The following is a 22,585-nucleotide window of genomic DNA, read 5'->3' on the forward strand; positions in this document are numbered from 1 at the left end:
TGGATTAATGTAAAATCTGACCGGAGTTATTTCAGCAGACCTTTTTTGATCAGCGCCTCTTTCAGCGCCACGGCGCCGAACCGGGGACTGGACAACACCGGTTTTCCGCACTGCTGCTGGATATACTGCTCACAATAAGCCATCGACCCCTGGGCGAATAGGATCACGTCCACCTGATCACAAATTTCCTGCGCATACTTTGTCATTAGCTCTTTGAACTGCTCTTGATCAAGGCCAAAGGCACCGTCAACCAGGACATCAACTAATTCCACAGGCCTGTTCATTTCCCTTGCTACCCGGTAGATCGTGTTTTTGGTTGGCGCCAGAGTTGTCGGCAATGTAGCCATTACCCCGATACGCACCCCTTGCCGTACTGCTTCCCGGCACATATCCTCATCGACCCGTACAATCGGAATGCCGGTATATTTGCCAATATCCTGAGCGGCATCGGCAACTTCCCCTACCGAAGAACAAACATTGAGAATTGCATCAGCCCCATCCCCCACTGCTTTCATATACATGCCGACAAGTCTGGCCGCCGGCGGCGCCGTAACATACCCGGCCTCCCGCACTTCGGCCAGAATCGAGGGGTCCTGATTACTGATGACCTCAGTAGCCGCCGGCAGTAATTGCCGCACCTCTTTCTCCACCAATTCAATCAATTCCGGGGTAGTACTCGTATACACCAAAGCTATTCTCATGATAAACCTCCTTATCACAGTACGTAATACATACTACATCCTATGTTATAAGAATATTATCCCACGCCCCAATTTAAATGTAAATAGTAAATTCTTATTTTTTATATTATTCTTATTGTTTTTTCCATCGTCCTCTTCCCCTTGGCTGTCTTTAGGCCGCAGACAGCCTGCCAAGCAGGCGCTGCCTTGTTTTTTTGCCTATTTTGTTTATAACCATGGGCCGCCTATAAGATTAATAGACACAGGAATGGTAGCGAATACTATTATTATTATTTTGCAGGGAACAGTAAAAAAACAATAAAGGTGGAAAAATATGAATGCTGCCTTGGCGAATATCTTTACCCGGAGAAGTGTCCGTGCTTTTACAAACGAACAACTAGCCAAAGAACATCTGCATACCATTCTCATGGCCGGAAGTTATGCCCCTAACGGGATGGGACGGCAAACCTGGCGGTTTACGGCGATACAAAATCCGGCTGTGCTGAAAAAAGTCAATGCCACAATCGGCCAAGCGCTGTTATCCATTCCCATAGTGGCGGCAACCCATCCCTATATTGTGAGCCTAATTGAAAAGGCTAAAACTGCTAATGCTGATTTTTTATATAAGGCCCCTACCTTTATCCTTGTTTCTAATCTAAAAGACGACGGCAACTCTATGCCCGATTCGGCGCTGGCCATTGGCAATATGATGCTGGCGGCTCATTCGCTGGGCATTGGCTCCTGTTGGTTAAACCAGCTGCCAGGTCTCACGCATATGCCGCTGATACGGGAATTGTTAACAGAATTAGACGTACCTGGCAATCATATTGTGTACGGCTCAGTTGTTATGGGCTATGCCGCCGCTGAGCCCCAAGCCGCCGCTCCCCGCAAAAATGTAATTAATATTATTTACTGACAGGCCGGGGCCAGTTGCAGGGAGCTGCAGTAATGAGAATTTTTTCTAAAACCCCATTAGACTCAATGTCTTTTTATCCACCACCCCTGTAGCTTTAAGCCCGTTATCATACTGGAATCGTTTAACGGCTGTCTCTGTTTCCTTATTAAAAAAACCATCCGCCCGTTCTTCTAAATAGCCAAGATCTCTTAGCTTGACCTGCAGTTTTACAACATCAGGCCCCATCAAATTTACCTTTAACTGGCGCTGGATCGAAACAGCGTGACCTTCGATGCGTACTGGCGTACCAACCGGAACCCACTCATAAAGTTCCTCAACATCTTTATTCCGCATGCGAATGCACCCATGGCTGGCATAACAGCCAATGCTCCAGGGCTGATTTGTGCCGTGTATGCCATAACCTCCCCACGGGACGTTGAGGGCGAGAAAGCGGGTGCCAAAGATATCACCGGCCCTGTAGGATTTCCAAATGACCACCCACTCCCCAACCGGCGAGGGGGTTTCACTTTTGCCCACCGCGATCCGGTACTGCTTATACACCTTATTATTCTCATATATTTCCAATGTGCGCGACGGTATCTTAATCGTGATCGAAATCTGCCCCTTCGGCGCCTCTGTCGGCTGGTTAGGGATGGCGGCTAATTCCCTCTCATCCCATTGATTAAAGGTGATGATCCCTACCATGAGGCTTATGATCAGCACCGTTACTACAGAAAGAAGCTTGGGGGGCTTTCTGATAAAGAGGCTTTTCATGCAATTCACATCCCAGTAAAGTAGTTTATTTAAAAAAACATATGCTGTAGGGAAGCAAATTACGCAAGAAAAAATCTAAATTCGCGATACTTTATAAGCAGGGCTATGAATCTATCCAACTCTGCTAAACGAAAGCTTAACCGGGAATAGAGCCGTATGCATCGAAAGATGCGCCCGTGCGGCTCGGGCAGGCCCATGCTGGGCGCACCAGCCAAAAGCTCCAGCCAAAATTAATTTGGCTGGAGCTTTTTCGGGTCAAACATGGTTCTAAAATTTGCAGGTTATAGACCATTTACAATGTTTTCGGGCCGTTTACCGGCAAAAACTCGCTGAATGTTTTCCAGGGCTTTACCAAGCATCATCCGGAAACTGCTAACGGTAACGCCGGCTATATGCGGAGTTATCAGCAGCCTGTCCTGAGCAAGCGGCGATAGCTGCAATAAAGGATGTGTTGCCGCCGGTGGCTCAGGCGCCATAACATCAATTGCAGCCCCAGCAATCCAACCTGCTTCCAAGGCCTCTGCTAGCGCTGGCTGATCGACAACTTCACCCCGGGCGGTGTTAATAAGTAGACAATTAGGTTTCATCAGCCTCAATTCGCGGTGACCAATAATCCCTCTGGTTTCTTCGGTCAACGGGATATGCAGGCTAACAACATCACTGTCAGACAGTAAGCGTTCTAATGGCTTATAGTGAATGCCCAATTTAGCCTCCATAGCTTCAGGCTTACGGGTATGGTCGTAATAACTGACGGAAGCCCCAAGACATACAAGAATTTTTGCTGCCTCAACGCTGATTGAGCCCATACCGATTAAGCCGACAGAACTGCCTGCTATCTCAGTCAAGCCTTTCTGAAATAATTGCTGCCTAACTTTTGTGTAATATCCGCCTTTTGTTCCCCGGTCAGCAATGATCAGGCTGCGTTGTAATGCAATTATCAATCCAATTGTATATTCTGCTACGGTATGCGCATTCTGCCCAGGCACGTTGGCAACCTGGATACCTAAGCGGTTTGCGGCTTTAACATCTATACCGTCATAGCCGGCCCCCGCGGACTGGATAAGTTTAATATTAGAAATATTTTCCAGGACAGTGGCATTAACATTTTGAATAGCAGCCGGCACCAGCAAGCATTCCGCCCCCCGGCAGGCGGCAATAAACTCTTCATTGTCGGTAAAATCGATAAATTTGACATTCCAGTCGCTGGGTATTTCAGTTTTCGCCGCTTCGAATCGCCATTTTGGCATTACACTAGCAATAAATGACATCATTGGCTCCTCCTAAAAGACAGCTTTATCAATATTACGGCTTATCCTACTGATGGCTTCAAGGATGCGGTTTGTCGGCGTTGTAAGTGAAATCCTGAAAAATCCTTCCCCGCCTTGACCATATCCTGTTCCCGGGGTGACCACAACCCCGGCCTTGTCAAGAACCATCTCAGAAAAGGACAGCGCTGTGTAGCCGGTCGGTACCGGTGCCCAGAGGTAAAAAGCCGCCTTTGGTTTTTCAAGTTTCCAACCTAACCGGTTAAGCCCGTCAACAACAAGATCACGTCGTTCCTGATACAAATTCCGCAACGACTGCCCATAAGCAGGCGGCGTGTTAAGCCCAGCAATTGCAGCATACTGGATAGCCTGAAACTGCCCGGTGTCTATGTTGCTTTTAAGCCTGGTGAGCGCCTCCACAACCTCAGCATTACCGGCTATCCAACCGCTCCGCCAGCCAGTCATATTGTACGCTTTTGAAACAGAGCTAAACTCCACTCCCACCTCTTTTGCACCGGGGAATTGAAGAAAACTAGGTGGTCGATAATCGTCAAAATATATTTCCGAATAGGCACCGTCATGACATACGATAATATTATTATCCCGCGCAAATGCAATCAGCTCATGGAAAAAGGTCTCGCCAGCGATGGCGCCGGTTGGATTATTGGGATAATTAACAAACAGCAGCTTAGCCTTTTTGGCTATATCAGCAGGAATACTACCAAGATCAGGTAAATAGTTGTTTCTTTCATTAACAGGCATATAATAGGGCACTGCTCCCGCCATTAATGCCCCAATCCGGTATACGGGGTAATGAATATCGCAAAGCAGTACCACATCCCCCGGATTTAGAAAACTCCAGGAAATGTGAAAAATCCCCTCTTTTGAGCCAATTACAGACGCAACTTGCGTTTTGGCGTCCAACCGGACACCAAAACGGTCAGCGTACCACTGGGAAACAGCTTGCCGATAAGGCAATATCCCTATAGAGGAAGAATACCTGTGATTAGCCGGATTTTTTGCTTCTTTATATAGCTCTTCAATGATATGCTCGGGAGTGGGCTGATCCGGATCCCCAATTCCCAAATTAATAATATCTATACCCTGCTCCTTTTTCCGGGCAACTATTTTATCAAGCTTAGCAAACAAGTACTCGGGCAAAGTGTCAATACGTTGAGCCGTCTCTATTAACATAATCCCCACCACTCCACTCTTATCCCCAGCCATATTTTAATACTCTGCCAAAAGTCAATATTGGCATATTTTTGGTCAGACCAAGTTCAACCACAAGCGGCAAAAGCAACCCTTGTATTGCATTAGTCAACCTTATTCCTTTTCCAGACTTCCTTGCTTATTGGAACCTGAATCTACTTCATCAAAATAGCATCTTAACTCTACTTCCGCTTTTTGTATGTGCTCTTTTATCAGCTCGGCTGCCCGATCTGGATCACGATTTTGAATCGCATCCAGTATAAGGAAATTATGATCGCTCCAGTATCTTTGTTCTTCTATCGGCCCGCGCAACAATTCTCTTCGGCTTGGACCGTAACCCTCCCGCATTAACCCGGAAATCATTTGCATGATATTGTATAAAATGGTATTTTGGCTGGCCCTGGCAATTGATAAATGGAAATTTACGTCCGACTCTCCCGTATCTCTGGCGTTAAGGATATCATTATTCATCTCCATTGCAGCTTCTCTGATCTGGTATAAATCAGACTTACTCGCCCGTACCGCCGCTAATTTGGCAATTTCGATCTCCAAAATCCGTCTGGTTTCCAGTAGTTCGAACACACTTTCCTTCTCTTTCAGCATAATAGCGGCTAAAGGCTCGACCATACTCTCAATGCCAACCTTTTTTATACAAGCGCCGCCCCCCGGGGTAATATCAATAAGTCCCATTGAATCCAGTACCGTAAGTGCCTCCCGCAACGCCGACCGGCTAACCCCCAATTTCTCGGCCAATTGGCGCTCTGGCAGTAATTGATCCCCTGGGGCCAATGATCCGTCTTGGATTAATTGCCGGATTTGGGCTACAATATCACGATATAACCGTGTTTTTTTGCGCTGTGTTATTTCCAATGTATCTCATCTCCCAAATATATTCAGTAAAATTATACTTTATTTATTAAAAATAAACTATACAAAATATATTATCTTGCAAGAGATGATGGGCAGCCTTAACGATTATCGATCTGGGCCCGTTGCAGCTTGCCGCTATAATCCACATATACCGATTTCCACTCTGTACAGAATTCAAAAGCAGCATTGGCCACTTCACGATGTCCATTGCCTGTACCACGTGTCCCGCCAAATGGCAAATGCACTTCAGCACCCGTTGTTCCAGCATTAATATACACAATACCGGTAGTCAGTTCACGCATGGCCGTAAAGGCGGCATTGATATTGGCGGTATAAATGGAACTCGACAGGCCAAAAGCAGTATCGTTATTGACGTCGATTGCCTCTTCCAGGCTGTCTATGGTAATTACCGATAAAACAGGGCCAAAAATTTCCTCCTGGGCTATACGCATGTTTCGGCTTACACCGTCAAACAGTGTCGGCAGGTAGAAGCTTCCGCCAGGCAATGAACTTATGGCCGTTATTTGACCGCCGGCCACTAATTTAGCGCCTTCAGCCACACCAATCTGTACGTATTCATGGATCTTCTCCAGCTGGCCTTTGTTAATTACCGGTCCGACATCCACGGATGCATCTAACCCATTGCCAATTTTGAGTTCTTTGATACGGACAACCAGTTTCTTAACTAATTCTTCTTTGACGTCTTTATGGACAATAACCCGGCTGCATGCTGTGCATCTTTGCCCTGTAGTACCGTAAGCGCTCCATACAATGCCGTCAACTGCCAGATCCAAATCAGCATCATTCATAACAATAATGGCATTTTTGCCGCCCATTTCCAGTGACACCCGTTTGTTCAGAGCTGCCGCCCGTGCATATAAACCAGTACCGGTGGCAGTCGATCCAGTAAAGGAAATTGCTTTAACTTTCGGGTTATCAACAATGGCATTACCAACCTCTGAGCCTGAACCGATTACCAGGTTGACTACCCCTGCCGGAACCCCGGCCGCTGCCAGAATCTTTACAAAAGCGGCACCAACGGCCGCTGCCTCGCTGGCTGGTTTGAAAACTACAGTATTGCCGGCGATGAGTGCCGGCATTATTTTCCAGGCAGGTATGGCAACAGGAAAGTTCCAGGCCGAAATTGCCGCAATAACCCCTACCGGATCACGCATAGTCAGGCAAAATTTATTTTTTAGCTCGGACGGTGTAGTGAAACCAAACAAACGTCGTCCTTCACCGGCCATATAAGCGGCTATATCAATGGCTTCCTGAACATCGCCCCGCGCCTCATGCAAAACCTTCCCCATCTCAGTGGTTAGTAATTGTGCCAGTTCTTCTTTATGTTCGCTAAGCTTATTGCTGATATTCATAATAATCTCAGCCCGTTCAGGCGCCGGGACTTTTCTCCAGGTGTTAAAGGCGGCAGCGGCGGCATCAACCGCTTGCCTCACATCCTCTGGTCCAGACAAAGTAACAAGGCCAACAACCTCGCCGGTTGCAGGATTGGTGCTCGTAAATGTTCTTGCTGTAACAGACTCTACCCACAGGCCGTTAATATAATTCTTAATAATTTCCAATTCTTTAGTCTCCTTGTCTAAGATATATTTCTCGTCTAAACTACATAGTTGCTTAAGACAATCGCATTTACAGCCGGGGTTTAAACCGGTCATGCGCAAAAAACTCTAAAGGCAATGTCGGTTGCTCGTCAGCCGCCAGTTCACTCAGCAGTTTGCCTACTACCGGGGCAATACCGAAACCGTGGCCACTAAAACCGCAAGCCAAAATCAAGCCAGGCAGGTCAGTCACCTTGCTAATGACTGGCAGGAGATCAGGCGTCTTATCCAAAAATCCTGACCAGGTGCGAACAATACGGGCACGCCCCAATACGGGAAAGTAATTAAGAACCGCCCGGCAAATAGCAGGGGGAGTCAGCGGCCGGCTAACCGGCTGCTCTGCGTTGGCATAATACGGCTCAAGTCCGCTGGAACCGCCAAAGACAAAGGAGCCATGGCTTGTTTGATGCCCATAAAAATCAGCCGGCGCCGTACCGATCATCTGTGGAAACATTGGCGGCTGGGCATCACTTACCAGGCATTCGATCAACGAAGTTTGCAAAGGTACGTCGACGCCAACAGAGTTAATAATAGGCCGGGAATCTAAGCCGGCGGCAATTATGACCGCACCGGCTTCATACCGCCCCTGGTCCGTAACGACTCCAGTCACCTTTCCCTTATACAGAAGCAAGGATTGCACTTGCTCACCGGTAATAACCTCGGCGCCCAGTTCCCGGGCCTTCTTATAGAAGGCCAGCGTGGTGCGAAGCGGATTAGCGTGCCCGTCGGTCGGACAATAGCTGGCATATGTTACCGCCTCGGCAACATACGGACATATTTCCTTAACTTGTGCGGCAGACAACATCACCATATCCAGACCTGCCGCCCGTCCCTGTTCAACCAATTGCTGCAAAACCTGTTGATGCTCTGCGGTTTTTCCCAAACGCAAATTTCCCTGCTGGCAATACTCAATATCGACACCCAGTTCATCAGCAAGTCCAGGCCACATATTACGCACGGCATACATAGCCAGGGGAAGCTCCCGGATATCCCGGGCAGACTGCCGGACACCGCCGCCATTGCGGCTTGAACCGCCGTCACCAATTTCGTTTCTTTCCAGCAGCAGTACCTGGGTGCCTTTGTTTTGCAAATAATATGCCGCCGCGCAGCCGATTACACCACCGCCGACAATAATTACATCTGGTTTGTTCATGTAGCCTTCGGTCACCTTCTTTTAGAATGCTTTGTCATTGGCATAAACGCTCATAGGTACTGAGCGTATAGGGTTACGGGCTGTCGAAAGTTCTATTTTCTCCCGTGGCACACATAGCTCTGCGGCGATAATGTCACGCACCTTACGGCTGCAGCTCTGCCCCTGGCAGAGCCCCATACCGGGTCTTAAGTACCGTTTGACCTCGTTCATTGTCATCATACCTTCATACACAGCCCGGCGAATTTCGCCTTTGGTAACCTCTTCGCAGCGACAGATAACCAAAGAATCATCAGGTTGATCAATAAAGGCTTTACCGGTAGCTGTCCGCTTAATCACACCCATCACCCCTTCACCCTTCTTGCAGCGCTGCGCCCGGCTTGAAAAAGCGAGCTAGCATCGCCCATTGCCCAGGCACTTTCATTGTCAGCAGCGCGGTGCCGTCGCTCTTGGCATTTTTGCGAACACTAATCACCTCCGCTTCAGCCAGTACAGCCCCGGAGCGATCACAAGCCATGCCTTTCGAACCGGGAACAGGCAACGGAACCAGTTCATAAGGAATACTTACGGCCGCAAAATTATCCGCATAGGTTTCGTTTACCAAAAAGATTGCCTGTCCCGGACAAGAAATGACACATAATCCGCAGCCCGAACAGTGGGCAGATGACACCATAACCGGCAAATTGGTAATTTTATCGCCAACTTTAATGCAGCCCTTAGGACATACATCCTGACAGGGATTGCAAGGGATATTCTGCGTACACTCCAGCACCGCCACCAGCCCCTGCTTCCGCGCTGCTTCACCGGGAATACCGGGAAAAACGGTCAGTTCACGCTCGTCAAGATAACCTTTGGTTAATAGCGTCTGTGAAAGAGGCTGCCCTTCAGCAGTATGTTTAGGCTGCGTTTTTTCCCCGCCGTCGTGCCCGAAGGTTCCGCCGCGCAATTGCATGAGCGACGTTTTATATTCAGCATGATACCGCTCAAATTCCGTCCGGCTGATATACCCATGCCGGCAGGCGATAGCATTGCCCGCAATCCGGCCCTGCAGCATGGCTGAGCTGGCCTCTTCGATCCCGGCTACATCGCCGGCCGCATAAATATCTTTAACAGTAGTCTCACCGTATTCATCACATACCGGTACCAAACCACCCTTATGCGGGTGATCCTGCAGCAGGCAGCCTGCCAACCGCGCCAATTGGGACATTGGCGACAAGCCAACCGCCAAGCAGATTACATCCACATCCAAAAACTTTTCACTGCCGGGAACAGGCTGCCAGGCCTGGTCAACCTCCACAATAGTAGCGCCACACACACGATCCGTTCCGTGGGCCTGCGCAATGGTATGCGACAGATAAAAAGGCACCCCCATTCGGGCAATTTTAGCCGCATGTACCCCGTAACCGCCAATATGCGCCGCCGCATCGATAACGGCGGCAACCTGGCAGCCGGCCTGAATCAGCTGATACCCCACCACAACGCCGACATTGCCTGACCCTACCATCAATACTTTGCTGCCAGGCCGCAAGCCGTAAATATTCATTAGTGTCTGCGCCGCACCGGCGCCGATTACGCCCGGCAAAGTCCAGCCCGGGAAAGAAATGACGTTTTCACTCGCCCCGGTAGCAATTACAATACTGTTGCCTACATAATATTCCATCTGAGTATCAATCATCACCGTAATCTGCTTATTGTCAAATATGCCGACAACCTGCGCACCCAGGACAACTTTTACCCCCAAGCCAACCGCTTGGGCCAGCAGCCTTTCCCCAATACGAAAACCTCGCTCCCGCGCCTGGTGCTCTTTTGCTCCGAAGAACTTATGGATTTGTTTGAACAACTGACCGCCCGGCTTGTCGTTTTCATCAAATACGACAACTTTTAAGCCGCGGGCAGCGGCTTCAATGGCCGCCGACAAGCCTGCAGGGCCGGCGCCGATTATGATTACTTCGTATCTAATCATTGCCTCCCGGTCACTCCTTCATTACTTGTTCCGTACTGAGTCTCAACTTTCATTCCCGCCTGCAGGGGTGTGACGCAAGTCCTTATATTAGGCGCACCATCAACAATCATGACACAGTCGTTGCAACGCCCGATAGCGCAGAAAATGCCGCGTGGTTCCGCCCGTTTGGCAGTATAGTGGTGTACCATTACGCCGTTATCGCGCAGGGCAATGGCAATCGGCTCCCCCTCAAAACCTTCATATTCTTTCCCATCGAATAAAAAAGCAACTCGCTTGCCTCTATGAAATTCCGGCAAAATAGGATGATTTTCAATGCGATACATCGATTAGCCTCCAAAACGTTAGCTCAGTAGATAATCTATTCTTCCGAATAGGCAATCTCAATGCCTCTGTTCTTCAGTTCAGCAATAAACGGCGCAAACCGGTCACCAATAAGCAGCTGCTCAGGTGCAATAACCCCGCATTCCGCAAGCTTGCCCTCAGCCAGCCACTCGGCAATTATGACTGCCGGAAAACCTGTTGTTTTGGCCATCGAAGTCATTTGCCGCTCCCGGTCATATAAGTCGACCATTTCCCATTGTAATCTAACCGGCTTGCCGGCTCGTTTACCGGTAACAACTACTCTTAGCACCGTAATATCCTCTTCGGATTTTCCCTTCATTTGCGGTTCTAATAGTACCATACTCAGTTTGCGCGGGCTTACCATAACCCCATCAACCTCAACCGGGGTCTCAGCCAGGAAGCCCAACTCAGCCAATACTTTCATTTTCGCATAATGCCCTTTATACCGGACTGTCTTCTCATAGACAGTCTTAATTTTGCCTTTCATGGTGCAGCCCAGGCTGTGTGCATCGGTTATAACTGCCTCACATTCACCGACTGGTTCGGCAAAATAGCAGGTTTCCAGCTCGGACAGAGCCGGTAATTGCGTCATTTTACCATCGATCATGGCCAAGGCCGGGCGAGTAAACAGCCCCATAAGACTTTCCAGACGGAATACAACTTGATACCACAAAGGCGGCAACGGATACCGTGGAATCCCGCCGCAATAAACCTGGGCTTCCTCGGCTTCGTCCAATATTTCCGCCCCCCGTCCTGCCAGTACGTTGGCAATTCCGGGTGCAACGCCAATCCCTGGAACAATAAGCACGCCGGCGGACCGGGCAGCATTATCCAGTTCAGCTTTTTCCGGATAACGCGAGCCAACTAAATCAACCAAGTGGCAACCGGCTTTAATGGCCGCTAGGATGGACGGCAAGCTCAAAGAATGCGGCAATGCAGCAATTGCAACATCTGCCTCCTTTAAAATGCTTTCCATGACTCCTTCGACATCTAAGGAAGCAACTTGACCCTTAACTTTCGCATTCATTGCTTCGGCCACACACTTTTCTACACTTGCGGCGAAGGCGTCGACAACAACAACCGCTTCTATATTGGGATGTTTCGCCAGTTCCTTGACCGTCATACAACCAATCATACCGGCACCTAAGACTACTGCTTTCATAATTACACCTCTATTTTTAGAATATTCTCATGCGGTCCTAGATAGCAATCGCATTAAGAAACTGACGGGTTCTTTCTTCAGTCGGGGCTTCAAAAATCTTCTTGGCTGTTCCATCTTCCACGACACAGCCGCCGTCCATAAAGACAACTCTGTCGGCCACTTCCCTGGCGAATGCCATTTCATGAGTAACCACTACCATGGTCATACCTTCACTCGCCAAACCCTTCATAACCTGCAGGACTTCCCGCACCAATTCCGGATCAAGCGCCGAAGTAGGCTCATCATAAAGCATAACTTTCGGCTGCATTGCTAAAGCCCGGGCAATAGCCACCCGTTGTTGCTGGCCGCCGGACAATAAGGCAGGATAGTGATTTGCCCGGTCGGCTAATCCCACTTTACGCAACAGTTCATCTGCCAAGTCCTTGGCCTCTTTGACAGAAGTTTTCTTTACCACCAGCGGCCCTTCCATAACATTTTGCAAAGCTGTTTTATGGGGAAACAAGTTAAAATGCTGAAACACAAAACCAGTATTTTGCCTTAACTGATGAATCACTTTGTGACGGTGCCCACTCGGACTGCCGGCCTGCACTTTGCAGTCATGGATGCGGACATCACCTGCATCTGGTTCTTCCAAAAATGTCATACACCTTAACAGCGTTGATTTGCCGGAACCGCTTGGTCCCATAATAACAACAACCTGGCTTTCCTCCACCTCAAGACTGACATCCTTTAAGACTTCCGAGTTGCCAAACTTCTTGTGTATTCCCGATACCTCAATAATAGCCATTGTTTCACCACCTATTTTCTTACATGACGTGTTGCCTGTAATTCAATGCGATCCTGAATTATTGAAAATCCAGTACTTAAAACCCAATAAATGAAGCCTACCTCCAAATAAAGGATTAACGGCTGGAATGTCCTGGCAATGAGTAGCGTTGCACTTTGCAGTAATTCTGTTACGGTAATCACCGAAACTAGCGAGGTGTCTTTCAATAAACCAATGAAAGTATTGCCAACTGTGGGCAATGCTGTCCGCAGGCATTGCGGCAGAATAATCCGCCGCAATGCCTGTGGATAAGTCATGCCAATTGATAAAGAAGCTTCCATTTGACCTTTATCAACAGATTCTATCGCAGCGCGGAATGATTCGGAAAGATACGCACCGGCATTAATACTGAGCGCCAATATACCTGACGGTATAGGTTCTAAGGAGACGCCAATCTGTGGCAAGCCATAATACACCACGTAAATTTGCACCAATAACGGCGTACCGCGGATAATCGAGACATAAGCCACTGCCACACGACGGAGCAACTGATTTTTTGAAATCCTGGCCAGAGCAACAAACAGGCCAATAATCAAACCGATTACCATTGATACTATTGCTAGGAAAACTGTTATTACTGCAGCCTGGGCAAGAATAGGCAATGAATCAATAACCAGTAACATATGGATCCTCCTATCTACTCAGTAACCGGTTTCACTCCAAACCACTTAATAAACAACTGTTCATACGTTCCGTCTTGCTTTATTTCGGCCAACGCTTTATTTACTTTTTCAACGAAATCGCCGTTACCCTGTTTTGCGGCCATGCCGATCAGATCTTTGCTAACAAAAGTTGTAGAAGTTTTTAACGGCAGATTGTTTTGTTTTATACGGTAAGCGGCTACCATACTGTCATTAATAATGACATCAAGGCGTTTATTTTGCAGATCGGTAAAATATTCTCCGGCGCTCTTATAGGTTCTCACATCGGCACCTTGCACGCTGCGAGCCACCTTTTCAAAGGTAGTTCCGCCACCTACGCCTACTTTTTTATCTTTTATATCCTCAAGTTTATTGATATCGTTGGTATCCTGCCGTGTAATTAAAACGCCCCCGGTATTTACATAAGGATCGGTGAAATCTACGCTCTTTTTACGTTCTTCGGTAATACTCATCTGCGCGATAACAATATCAAATTTATCGGCCTGTAAGCCGCCGATTAAGCCTTCCCACGGGGTGGCAATAAACTCGGCCTTAACACCTAACCGTTTAGCAATTTCATTGGAAATATCAACATCAAAGCCCGCAAATTGTTTTTGTTCGTTTTGATAATTAAAGGGGGGATATGTCCCTTCAAACGCAACCTTCATAACTTTTGCCTGTTCAATTCTGGACCAAACAGGGCCGCCTTGTTTTTCTGAAGTAGTTGTACTGGCACCACAACCAACAAGCAACATACTTACCATTGCAACCAGTGAAATAAATACAAGAATTCGTCGCACAATAAAACCTCCCATTGCTTTATTTTCCAGGCATAATCACGCTATAACCATCGGTCTTACTTAATCAGTCCCTCCCTCCCTTAATCACGCTTACTATTTATAATAACGAGACCCTATTTTAAATTAGCCTCGTTAGATTACGACTTCGGATACTGGTATGAATATGTTACTATATTGGTCTGACCAAATATGGTAAAAAAAACTAGTAAGAGAATGCTCTAATATAAAAGATTCCATTACCTATAACTGGCAATAAGTATAAAAATGCCCGCCATTTAATAAACGGCGGGCATCATTGCCTGATAACAAAGTATTTATTTTATAATACAGATATTAGCAAACTTTGTCAATAGATTTTCTTTTTATGATGCCATATATTCATATCTTGGTTTTTAATAGTAAAAGTTATATAATTAACTAATATGTAAACTGGTGCCAAATAATACCTCTGTTACCGAGAAATCATGGAGGACACTTCGCTGATGAAACTACTTTGTAAATGTGCAATATTGGTTATTGCCATCATTTATTTACTACAGCCTTTCTTTCCCGGAGACTTGTCACATTTTCTTTTTTTTAACACGCTGATTGTACTTGCGAGTGCCCTTCCCCTGCAAACAAAAAGTTTTAAACAAATTACTCTCACCTTTCTGGGGCTTGGCGTATTGTTACTGGTTTATACCCAGGCCGCTTATAATATATGGGCTCAGACCACAATCTCAATGACCAATGTCATTGCCATCTTAATTGTAATGCAGCTTTTTACAATTCCGATTGAGGTTGGCCGCTACAGCGAAGTAATCGAATTTTGGCTTAACCAATCATTTGCTAAAGAATCTTCACTTTTTCTTTTTACTACATTACTTACTCATTTATTTGCCAGTTTTCTTCTGTTTGGCACCGTCCCGGTAATGGTGTCCTTATTTGGTCAGGTATTAAAAAACAGTGTGTCAAATTTTGAGCGTTTTACTGCTGCCGCCATATCCCGGGGGTATGCATTGGTTGTACTCTGGGCACCCGGTGCGATAAATGTATTTCTGGTACTACAGGTTACAGGTGTCGACTGGATGGATTTGTTTGTACCCGGCCTATTGTTAAGCATAATAGGGTTGCTGCTTTCGTACTATTTTGAAAGCAAAACTGCGCTGTCTAAAAAACCACTGCCCTCCAAAAGTTCAGACTCAAAGCTTCCCATGCCGGAGGCAAAACGAAAGTCTCTCCATATTATTGCTGTTGTTTTAGGCCTGGTTTTCGGTACTGTTTTATTCGAAAAAATGCAGATCGGGGTGAGTGGAAACAGAATTGTATTAGCGGGCTTCATAGTATCAGCGATTTGGACAGCCTATTACGCGCGTGATCCTAAATTGCCAGAAACTATCAAGCAATACTGGGATATAGGCGTGCTAAAAGCAGTTGATCTGGCCGCTTTGTTTATAGCAATGGGTGCTTTTGCAGGGGCTATAGATCACTCTGGTATTTTACTGGAAATCCGCCCCTATTTGCAACAGGTCGCAAACCAAGTCGGTATTCTGTCGCTGCTCCTTGTACCTGTTATTATGATTATGATGGCAGTAACGGGAATACATCCATTTATATCAATTGTCCTCCTCGGAAAACTACTGACATCACTGCAGTTACCGATTTCGAATATTTCCCTGGCTTTAGTTTTATCGCTTGGTGGATCAATCTCCTATATTCTGTCACCTTTTGGCGGGATTGTTCTAACTCTGGCCAAATTCATAAACGCCAAAATAAGTGACATTACGCTCCGGTGGAATTTTGCCTTCAGTATGGTTTACCTTCTTATTGGCATTCTATTCTCATATTGTTGGAGCTTACTGGTATAAAATTCTCATCTGCTTCACTCCATTAGCAGGAGCTAGGGTGGGGTAAAAAAAAGAGAAGTTTGAACTCTTGAAAAATCAAGTTTTCTAAAAATAGCCTTAAAAAGACCCTCATCAATATCATGTTCTGCGGCATAGTCGGTTAAGCTGCCCCGGAAAACGCGGGAAAACGCGGGGACAGGGAATTTGTTTTATTTTTTTTTTGTGGTTCTGATTTAATTTCAAACTTCCGCCCTGATAATTCGCAAACTTTCAAAACACACTCCCTGTCCCCGCGTTTTTCAGCCTGCTCTTCCTATCACTTTGACAAAAAGGAAGTAATCGGAAGAGCTGTTTGGCCGTTAGGGTTCTAATGTTTCATGCACTCCAAAAATACTTGCAACGCCTGTCGCTGCTCGGTCGTCAGAACTTTGACCGTGTCGAAAAGCCGCTTTAAATCCGGCTCCATTTCGGGCTGAACATTGGCGAAAAAATTGCTTAAGGACAGCCCCAGCGCGGTAACGATACGTTCTAATACTTCAAATGTCGGCGAATTAATCCCGGCTTCAATCCGGCTCAGAGAGCTTTGGGATATACCGGCCTTTTTCGCCAATAGATTAATACTCATATTTTGTTTTTCCCGGTTACTTTTGATAATTTGACTAATATCCAAGGTATCACCTGCCTAAATAAATCAAATAATTATGCTTATTTGCATTATACACTAGATTTTTTTAATTAAATATTATGCAAAGATGCATTGACATTTTATGCTCAAAATCATAAAATAATTATGACTAAACGCATAGGACGTGAGAGCATTGGAACTTGGACATAACATTTTCCGATTAAGGGAGCAAAAAAAAATGTCGCAGCAAGCCTTGGAACGCGCGGCCAGAGTTCCCCAGTCCTCCATATCCCGCATCGAAAAAGGAACGCTCGGCAACCCCGGTATTGAAACAGTCAGGCGGATAGCCGCCGCCCTGGAAGTCACTGTAAACGATTTACTGGAAGCTTCGCCTGCCGGCAACCCCACCCCGGCGTCGCAAGAGCCTGCCGGACAATATTTATTATGGACAGATTAAGTTTTTATTAAAAGAAGCCAAACAAGCAAATACACCTGCCAAGCTGAATGACATAAAGTGGATGAGACCGCGCAAAAACATGCCATCAAGGCATGTTTTTCGCAATAATGGCGATGGCCAGGCATCGCTCTCCGCTGCCCCGCCTTTCAGCTAATTTATACAAGGAGATGGATAAAATGAAACTCACAGGAAAAATGGTAGTTAGCTTTATCGCCGTGGTGCTGGTGGCTTCAATTGGCTTTATCTATATGAACCACGAAATAAAAGCCATTGCCGAAACCAGCGAGAGCTTCAAAACCACCGACCTGCCGCGCCTGGCTTTAAGCAATGACATTGCCCTCAGGGCTACGGGACAGGTTGCCGCCATGCGAGGATATTGGATCAGCCGCGATGAAAGTATGCTGACCGAATATCACAAATTAAAAGAACTAAATCTCCAGGCCGAAAACGAGCTGATTGAGAAATCAGGCACAGAGGCGGCCAAACAGCTGGCAAGCGAACTCAAAACGGCCAATGATCAGTATTCGCTGCTGGTGGAAAATAAAGTACTGCCGCTGCTGCAGTCCGGCGATGCCGACGAAGCTACCCGGATCATGCTGAATGAGGTGACACCGGCTGCCAAAGCCATGCAAAACAAAGTTAATGAGGCCAAAGAGTTTCGCAATATGGCGATTGACAAGTCGATTGACAATATCCTCAGTTCAGCCAGGGCGGCCCAAAGCGCCTCGGTTATGGCGGCTGTTGTGGCCGGCGTACTGGGTATTGCTATTGGCTTTTTTACGGCCCGCAGCATAGCCGCTCCCGTCAAGCAGATGGCTCAGGCCGCGGAAAAACTGGCCGCCGGCGATTTAACCATCGCCATTCAACCGCAAACCAGAGATGAAGTCGGTCAATTGGCCGCCTCCTTCGCCACCGCCATCAACAACCTGCGCAATCTGGTACGGCAGGTGTCCGCCAATGCCGAACAGGTCGCCGCCTCCGCCGAAGAATTGACAGCCAGCGCCGACCAGTCCGCCCAGGCGGCCAACCAAATCGCGGTCTCCATCACCGATGTCGCCCGCGGCGCTGAAGAACAGCTGACCGCCGCCAATGAAACCGCGGCGGTTGTCGAACAGACAACCGCCAGCCTGCAGCAAATAGCCGCCAGTACTACGCAGGTGACGGCAAACTCCGCCGAAGCCGCCAGACAGGCGGCAATCGGCGACGAAGCGGTGGCAAAAGCGGTCAGCCAAATGGCGGAAATTGAAAAATCGGTGCAGGCGGTTGCGGGAACAGTAAACAAGCTGAGCGCACAGTCCCAGGAGATTGGCACCATTGTTGACACCATTGCCGGCATCGCCGGCCAGACCAATCTGCTGGCTCTCAATGCCGCCATTGAGGCGGCCCGCGCCGGCGAGCATGGCCGGGGTTTTGCCGTCGTAGCCGAAGAGGTGCGCAAATTAGCCGAGCAGTCGGAGGAAGCCGCCAAACAAATTGCCGCTTTGATCAGTGAAACGCAACAGGATACCGAGCAGGCCGTCACGGCGATGAGCCAAGGTTCGCATGAAGTCAGGCTGGGGACGGAAGTGGTCAATACGGCCGGATCATCCTTCCGTCAAATCAATGAGCTGGTTAATCAGGTATCCGGTCAGGTCAAGGAAATTGCAGCCGCAATTGACCAAATGGCGGCAGGCAGCCAGCAGATGGTAAATTCGGTGAAGAAAATAGATGATCTCAGCAAGCAGGCCAGCGGTGAAGCCCAGTCGGTTTCCGCGGCCACCGAAGAACAATCGGCTTCCATGCAGGAAGTGGCTTCGGCCAGCCAGTCGCTGGCCAAACTGGCTGAAGCTATGCAGGTAGCCGTCCGGCAATTCAAATTGTAAGCGGCCGGAATCGTCCGTCAACAACAGCAGGGGATGTCTTATCTGCAAAGCAGGTAAAGACACCCCCCTGTTTCGTTGGCGCCAGGCGCCGGTTTTCCTGTCTACTTTAACAGGACATCGCCAAGACCAGCTAATCGGTTGCCTGAGAATTGTTTTCCAGTTTTCCGGGTTGCCCGCCGGGTATCGCTGAGATAAATTTCACGCTGCCTGCCGCGCCTTTACTATTGGTTTACTTTCTCCGCCCACTTTGCGTGAGCCCGTTTAGCAGGCAGCAATTATCTTAAGGCCTGCTGATTGCCAAATATAGCTTACTTAACTATAACGGTTTACTTATTGCTATTCAATAGTTTATTAATACTTATCAATTTGCCTGTTGGTATATTTACCACTTCGTCTTTCCAGTCCATATAAAGAAACACACAGCTCCTGCCGCTATTTTGCTCCCCTGAAAAAGCAAGAGCTTCTGCCAAATACAGAAATATTTGGCAGAAGCTCTACTTTTTTCGCTAATTATCAATACTACGGTTCTCCCCGGCTAAGCCTGAATTAGCCTGGCATCAAAAACCTGCACAATTCGCTGATACGCCCAGTCAAGTTCCGCTTTCGTAATCGTTAGCGGCGGTGCAAATCTAATGGTACGGGAGTGTGTTTCCTTGCACAAAAGCCCTAATGTTTTGAGTCTCTCGCAGAACGGGCGGGCTTCCTCCGTTAATTCCAGGCCAATAAATAAGCCTTTGCCACGGACTTCGCGAATCACCGGGCTTCGCAGTTCGCGCAGGCGGTTGACAAAATACCGGCCCAGGGTCAGCGATTTTTCCCCTAACTGTTCTGTCTCCAGTACTTCCAAGGCCGCGATGGCCACCGCGCACGCCAGCGGATTGCCGCCAAAGGTGGAGCCATGCGATCCTGGTTCAAAGACGCCCAATACCTCTTCGTCAGCAGCCACGGCCGAAATCGGCATCACCCCGCCGCCCAGGGCCTTGCCCAGCAGATAAACATCGGGCACGACATTTTCCCACTGGCAGGCAAACATTGCGCCGGTGCGGCCAAACCCGGTCTGAATTTCATCGGCAATCAACAAAACCCGGTGTTCGTCACAAATCTTGCGCACCGCCTGCAAATACCCCGGCAGCGGTATGATAATGCCGGCTTCCCCCTGAATGGGTTCTACCAGAAAGGCTACGGTATTGGCGGTAATCGCCTGTTGTAAGGCTGCCGCATCCCCGTAGGGGATAATTTTGAAACCGGGTGTAAACGGACCAAACCCCTGCCTGGATTTTTCACTGGAAGAAAACGAGGTAATGGTAAGCGTGCGTCCGTGGAAGTTGCCTTCACACACAATGATCTCCGCCTGGTTTAGCGGTATTTTCTTGTGCTTATAACCCCAGCGCCGTACTGCTTTTAAAGCCGTTTCCACAGCCTCAGCCCCGGTGTTCATCGGCAAAAACATATTTTTTCCGGTAAGCCTGGCTAATTTTTCATAAAATACGCAGAGTTTATCATTATGAAAAGCCCGCGAAGTCAGCGTAACCTGATCAGCCTGCGCTTTAAGCGCCCGAATGACGGCGGGATGACGATGCCCCTGGTTCAATGCCGAATAAGAACTCAGCATATCAAGATACCGGTTTCCCTCCGGATCTTCCACCCACACGCCTTCCGCTTTGGTAATCACAATAGGTAAAGGATGATAGTTCTTCGCCCCCAGCTTTTCCGTACGGGCAATAATATTTTCCGATATCGTCATCATGACGCCACCTTTCTTCCGTTTTAACCAAACAGCAGCTTTTCCAGTGTCTTTTCCAAAATAAAGGGCATAGCGTCAAAAGAATAACTACACGACAACCGCTCCGAAAGCTTATGCGCATCCTTGCCATAGGGCCCGATATTGACAACCGGCATGCTGATTTTTTGAATAGCCGCCACCGGCAGCGAATAGCTGCGCTGCCAGGCAGGCATATTGTTTTGCAGGCCGTCCAGGCTGCCTTGCGCCCGCGGCAGACTGCAATAGCTCAAATCCGAAATATAGGGATAAAATTTTCTCATCACAATGTCATAGTTAAACTGATTTCTGGCCGTTTCTACAGCCTCGCCGACCGCCGCCAGCAGTTGCTGCTCCCGTTCTTCAGTCCCTTCCACATAAACATGCGGATAGTACGGCGGCGCAAAGTACACAATGATCTTCGAATTCTGATCCGAATAATTTTTGTGCACTGCCTGCACCACTGCTAAAGAAATCTCACGGTCGTCCCGCCCTAACGCCTGCAGCCCGGCAATTACCTTGCCGATAAGCGCGTCAATACTAGCCCCTTTTTCAGCTTTTACAGCCTGGTACAGTTCTTGAAAAGTCAGCACATTGGCCTGCCAAGGCAGTTCCTGAAACGGTATGCCGGCCAGTTCGCAATATTGCCGGTACTCTCTGGCAAGACGGTCAGCAACCTTTTGAAAGGCCTGCTGCGCTTTCTCTTTGTATTGAGCCAGGACTGCTTCCGGCTGGCTGCGATGGGTGGAATGGTTAAAATATACGGCAACTGCATTGACCGTCTGCACCGAGTATTCCGGTTTCAGGTCCCGGAGCTGCAGGCTGACCGGCGGTAAAGTGACTTCCCCGTCCGCGCTGTCGCACATCCCTGTACACATATCAATCTCATTGACCACGCCGGCGGCCAGTAAATTGGCGTCCAAACCGTTAAAGGCCTCCCCCACGTGTGTTTCCTCACCATAAATATAAAAACACGGCAGCAGCTTTCCTACCGTTCCAAGATAGACATATTTATGAGGATCATTGGGATAACGCCCGGTCATGTAGTCAGTATCTACCGCCGCCACGAATTCCCAGCGCTTGCTTTGGGCCAGACCGGCCAGGTCTTGTACCGCCGACAGCATGCCCGCCGAAGCGCCCTCTTCATCCGGCAGTCCCAGAAACACAAAGTTGCCGGTCAATTTTTCCGCCCGCTGCGCAAATAATTCGATCATCACCATCAGTGCCGCCACACCGGCCTTCATGTCAAAAATTCCCCGCCCGAACAGCCACTCCGCCGATTCAATATCCTCCCGGTTTTCTTTACTGAATTGAATCGATTTCATTTGCGCCTGCAAAAGCTCGGGCTGGCAGGCATACTCTTTCAACTCGCCGTAATCGTCAATCCCGGCGGTGTCCATATGCCCTAACCCCAAAACAGTGCGGACAGGCTGATGCGGCGGTGCTTTGCCGCCTTCTATGACGGCCAGCACACAGTGCCTGCCTAACGCATCACCACGTACCGGCAGCAAGCGCAATTGGCCGGGATGCTCTTTAAAATAGGGCAGCTCGCCCAGCTTGCGGTAGATTTCCCCGGCAATCGCAACTTCCCCCGCCGTCCCCACCGTACTGTTGATTCGGGTCAGTTCCAGCGTGATTGCTTTCATTCTGCTGCCCACCCAGGCTTGGTGCGCAATTTCTCCCATGCCGCAATTTCTCTCTTTCATCTTTTATGCCTGACAAGCCGCATAGTAATTAGCGACAATATAATCGAATACCAGCCTGGCCGCTACCGTGCTCGTCATATCATTGTAATCTGTCAGTGGATTGACTTCCACAATATCAATCATATCCACATACGGCGCCACTTTTTTGACAAAG

22 protein-coding genes are annotated in these 22,585 nt (G+C 48.2%); 4 read left to right on the forward strand and 18 right to left on the reverse strand.

The annotated features are described in order from the left end of the window. Positions 1-26 precede the first annotated feature (26 nt). Positions 27-701: an aspartate/glutamate racemase family protein gene (locus tag SPTER_RS19995; RefSeq protein ID WP_144352012.1), complete on the reverse strand. Its 675-nt coding sequence runs from the start codon at positions 699-701 to the stop codon at positions 27-29. A 313-nt stretch (positions 702-1,014) separates the two neighbouring features. Here SPTER_RS19995 and SPTER_RS20000 point away from each other — a divergent pair, with 313 nt between their 5' ends. Then, entirely contained in the window at positions 1,015-1,596 is a 582-nt protein-coding gene (locus SPTER_RS20000; protein WP_144352013.1) for a nitroreductase family protein, read from the forward strand. 45 nt (positions 1,597-1,641) lie between these two features. Here the strand turns inward: SPTER_RS20000 and SPTER_RS20005 are convergent, their stop codons facing one another. The 13 genes from SPTER_RS20005 to SPTER_RS20065 all read right to left on the reverse strand — a co-directional run bounded on the left by SPTER_RS20005 (position 1,642) and on the right by SPTER_RS20065 (position 14,211). After that, on the reverse strand, positions 1,642-2,298 hold the full coding sequence (locus tag SPTER_RS20005; protein WP_425474292.1) for a L,D-transpeptidase family protein: 657 nt from the start codon (positions 2,296-2,298) through the stop codon (positions 1,642-1,644). A 332-nt stretch (positions 2,299-2,630) separates the two neighbouring features. Further along, complete coding sequence (locus SPTER_RS20010) at positions 2,631-3,596, reverse strand: 2-hydroxyacid dehydrogenase (protein ID WP_170233342.1); 966 nt, start codon at positions 3,594-3,596, stop codon at positions 2,631-2,633. 33 nt (positions 3,597-3,629) lie between these two features. Then, positions 3,630-4,841 carry an LL-diaminopimelate aminotransferase gene (locus SPTER_RS20015; protein ID WP_211367338.1) on the reverse strand — a complete coding sequence of 404 codons (1,212 nt, stop codon included), beginning with the start codon at positions 4,839-4,841 and terminating at the stop codon, positions 3,630-3,632. A 99-nt stretch (positions 4,842-4,940) separates the two neighbouring features. Then, on the reverse strand, positions 4,941-5,696 hold the full coding sequence (locus SPTER_RS20020; RefSeq protein ID WP_144352016.1) for a FadR/GntR family transcriptional regulator: 756 nt from the start codon (positions 5,694-5,696) through the stop codon (positions 4,941-4,943). A gap of 98 nt (positions 5,697-5,794) precedes the next feature. After that, the gene (locus SPTER_RS20025) at positions 5,795-7,276 is read right to left on the reverse strand and encodes an aldehyde dehydrogenase family protein (RefSeq protein WP_144352017.1); all 1,482 of its coding nucleotides are present in this window, start codon (positions 7,274-7,276) and stop codon (positions 5,795-5,797) included. Positions 7,277-7,343: 67 nt separating this feature from the next. Then, positions 7,344-8,465, reverse strand: coding sequence for an NAD(P)/FAD-dependent oxidoreductase (locus SPTER_RS20030; RefSeq protein ID WP_144352018.1), 1,122 nt, complete (start codon positions 8,463-8,465; stop codon positions 7,344-7,346). A 21-nt stretch (positions 8,466-8,486) separates the two neighbouring features. Beyond that, positions 8,487-8,801 carry a (2Fe-2S)-binding protein gene (locus SPTER_RS20035; RefSeq protein ID WP_211367339.1) on the reverse strand — a complete coding sequence of 105 codons (315 nt, stop codon included), beginning with the start codon at positions 8,799-8,801 and terminating at the stop codon, positions 8,487-8,489. Positions 8,802-8,814: 13 nt separating this feature from the next. Then, entirely contained in the window at positions 8,815-10,425 is a 1,611-nt protein-coding gene (locus SPTER_RS20040) for an FAD-dependent oxidoreductase (protein WP_144352019.1), read from the reverse strand. Continuing rightward, positions 10,422-10,748, reverse strand: a complete 327-nt coding sequence (locus SPTER_RS20045) for a (2Fe-2S)-binding protein (protein ID WP_144352020.1) — start codon at positions 10,746-10,748, stop codon at positions 10,422-10,424. The genes SPTER_RS20040 and SPTER_RS20045 overlap by 4 nt, the downstream gene beginning before the upstream one ends. A gap of 35 nt (positions 10,749-10,783) precedes the next feature. Further along, positions 10,784-11,929, reverse strand: coding sequence for a saccharopine dehydrogenase family protein (locus SPTER_RS20050; protein ID WP_144352021.1), 1,146 nt, complete (start codon positions 11,927-11,929; stop codon positions 10,784-10,786). 37 nt (positions 11,930-11,966) lie between these two features. Further along, positions 11,967-12,710 (reverse strand): amino acid ABC transporter ATP-binding protein, encoded by a 744-nt coding sequence (locus SPTER_RS20055; protein WP_170233406.1) that lies wholly within the window; start codon positions 12,708-12,710, stop codon positions 11,967-11,969. A 17-nt stretch (positions 12,711-12,727) separates the two neighbouring features. Next, entirely contained in the window at positions 12,728-13,378 is a 651-nt protein-coding gene (locus tag SPTER_RS20060) for an amino acid ABC transporter permease (RefSeq protein WP_144352023.1), read from the reverse strand. Positions 13,379-13,392: 14 nt separating this feature from the next. Next, complete coding sequence (locus SPTER_RS20065; protein WP_144352024.1) at positions 13,393-14,211, reverse strand: transporter substrate-binding domain-containing protein; 819 nt, start codon at positions 14,209-14,211, stop codon at positions 13,393-13,395. 467 nt (positions 14,212-14,678) lie between these two features. Between SPTER_RS20065 and SPTER_RS20070 the strand changes: the two genes are divergently transcribed. Beyond that, the gene (locus tag SPTER_RS20070) at positions 14,679-16,043 is read left to right on the forward strand and encodes a hypothetical protein (protein ID WP_144352025.1); all 1,365 of its coding nucleotides are present in this window, start codon (positions 14,679-14,681) and stop codon (positions 16,041-16,043) included. A gap of 346 nt (positions 16,044-16,389) precedes the next feature. Here the strand turns inward: SPTER_RS20070 and SPTER_RS20075 are convergent, their stop codons facing one another. Continuing rightward, positions 16,390-16,692, reverse strand: coding sequence for a helix-turn-helix domain-containing protein (locus tag SPTER_RS20075; protein ID WP_144352026.1), 303 nt, complete (start codon positions 16,690-16,692; stop codon positions 16,390-16,392). Positions 16,693-16,885: 193 nt separating this feature from the next. On the opposite strand from SPTER_RS20075, the gene SPTER_RS20080 reads away from it, so the two are divergent. Next, complete coding sequence (locus SPTER_RS20080; protein ID WP_144352027.1) at positions 16,886-17,104, forward strand: helix-turn-helix domain-containing protein; 219 nt, start codon at positions 16,886-16,888, stop codon at positions 17,102-17,104. Between the two features lie 176 nt (positions 17,105-17,280). Beyond that, complete coding sequence (locus tag SPTER_RS20085) at positions 17,281-18,966, forward strand: methyl-accepting chemotaxis protein (protein ID WP_144352028.1); 1,686 nt, start codon at positions 17,281-17,283, stop codon at positions 18,964-18,966. 535 nt (positions 18,967-19,501) lie between these two features. On the opposite strand, the gene SPTER_RS20090 is transcribed toward SPTER_RS20085, so the two are convergent. Genes SPTER_RS20090 through SPTER_RS20100 form a run of 3 tightly spaced genes read right to left on the reverse strand, consistent with a single transcriptional unit; the run spans position 19,502 to position 22,572 of the window. Beyond that, on the reverse strand, positions 19,502-20,713 hold the full coding sequence (locus tag SPTER_RS20090) for an ornithine--oxo-acid transaminase (protein WP_342787104.1): 1,212 nt from the start codon (positions 20,711-20,713) through the stop codon (positions 19,502-19,504). A gap of 20 nt (positions 20,714-20,733) precedes the next feature. Next, positions 20,734-22,410, reverse strand: coding sequence for a M20/M25/M40 family metallo-hydrolase (locus SPTER_RS20095; protein WP_211367340.1), 1,677 nt, complete (start codon positions 22,408-22,410; stop codon positions 20,734-20,736). Positions 22,411-22,434: 24 nt separating this feature from the next. Beyond that, on the reverse strand, positions 22,435-22,572 hold the full coding sequence (locus tag SPTER_RS20100; RefSeq protein WP_170233343.1) for an arginase family protein: 138 nt from the start codon (positions 22,570-22,572) through the stop codon (positions 22,435-22,437). Positions 22,573-22,585 lie beyond the last annotated feature (13 nt).

The organism is Sporomusa termitida, assembly GCF_007641255.1.
Taxonomy (GTDB): domain Bacteria; phylum Bacillota; class Negativicutes; order Sporomusales; family Sporomusaceae; genus Sporomusa; species Sporomusa termitida.

What these genes read in the sequence shown, in the direction of transcription:
- SPTER_RS20045 (WP_144352020.1), bottom strand. Translation starts at nt 10,748, where the DNA reads ATGTATCGCATTGAAAATCATCCTATTTTGCCGGAATTTCATAGAGGC.
- SPTER_RS19995 (WP_144352012.1), bottom strand. Translation starts at nt 701, where the DNA reads ATGAGAATAGCTTTGGTGTATACGAGTACTACCCCGGAATTGATTGAA.
- SPTER_RS20060 (WP_144352023.1), bottom strand. Translation starts at nt 13,378, where the DNA reads ATGTTACTGGTTATTGATTCATTGCCTATTCTTGCCCAGGCTGCAGTA.
- SPTER_RS20030 (WP_144352018.1), bottom strand. Translation starts at nt 8,465, where the DNA reads ATGAACAAACCAGATGTAATTATTGTCGGCGGTGGTGTAATCGGCTGC.
- SPTER_RS20040 (WP_144352019.1), bottom strand. Translation starts at nt 10,425, where the DNA reads ATGATTAGATACGAAGTAATCATAATCGGCGCCGGCCCTGCAGGCTTG.
- SPTER_RS20000 (WP_144352013.1), top strand. Translation starts at nt 1,015, where the DNA reads ATGAATGCTGCCTTGGCGAATATCTTTACCCGGAGAAGTGTCCGTGCT.
- SPTER_RS20090 (WP_342787104.1), bottom strand. Translation starts at nt 20,713, where the DNA reads ATGATGACGATATCGGAAAATATTATTGCCCGTACGGAAAAGCTGGGG.
- SPTER_RS20070 (WP_144352025.1), top strand. Translation starts at nt 14,679, where the DNA reads ATGAAACTACTTTGTAAATGTGCAATATTGGTTATTGCCATCATTTAT.
- SPTER_RS20065 (WP_144352024.1), bottom strand. Translation starts at nt 14,211, where the DNA reads ATGGGAGGTTTTATTGTGCGACGAATTCTTGTATTTATTTCACTGGTT.
- SPTER_RS20050 (WP_144352021.1), bottom strand. Translation starts at nt 11,929, where the DNA reads ATGAAAGCAGTAGTCTTAGGTGCCGGTATGATTGGTTGTATGACGGTC.
- SPTER_RS20080 (WP_144352027.1), top strand. Translation starts at nt 16,886, where the DNA reads ATGTCGCAGCAAGCCTTGGAACGCGCGGCCAGAGTTCCCCAGTCCTCC.
- SPTER_RS20085 (WP_144352028.1), top strand. Translation starts at nt 17,281, where the DNA reads ATGAAACTCACAGGAAAAATGGTAGTTAGCTTTATCGCCGTGGTGCTG.
- SPTER_RS20015 (WP_211367338.1), bottom strand. Translation starts at nt 4,841, where the DNA reads ATGGCTGGGGATAAGAGTGGAGTGGTGGGGATTATGTTAATAGAGACG.
- SPTER_RS20095 (WP_211367340.1), bottom strand. Translation starts at nt 22,410, where the DNA reads ATGGGAGAAATTGCGCACCAAGCCTGGGTGGGCAGCAGAATGAAAGCA.
- SPTER_RS20010 (WP_170233342.1), bottom strand. Translation starts at nt 3,596, where the DNA reads ATGCCAAAATGGCGATTCGAAGCGGCGAAAACTGAAATACCCAGCGAC.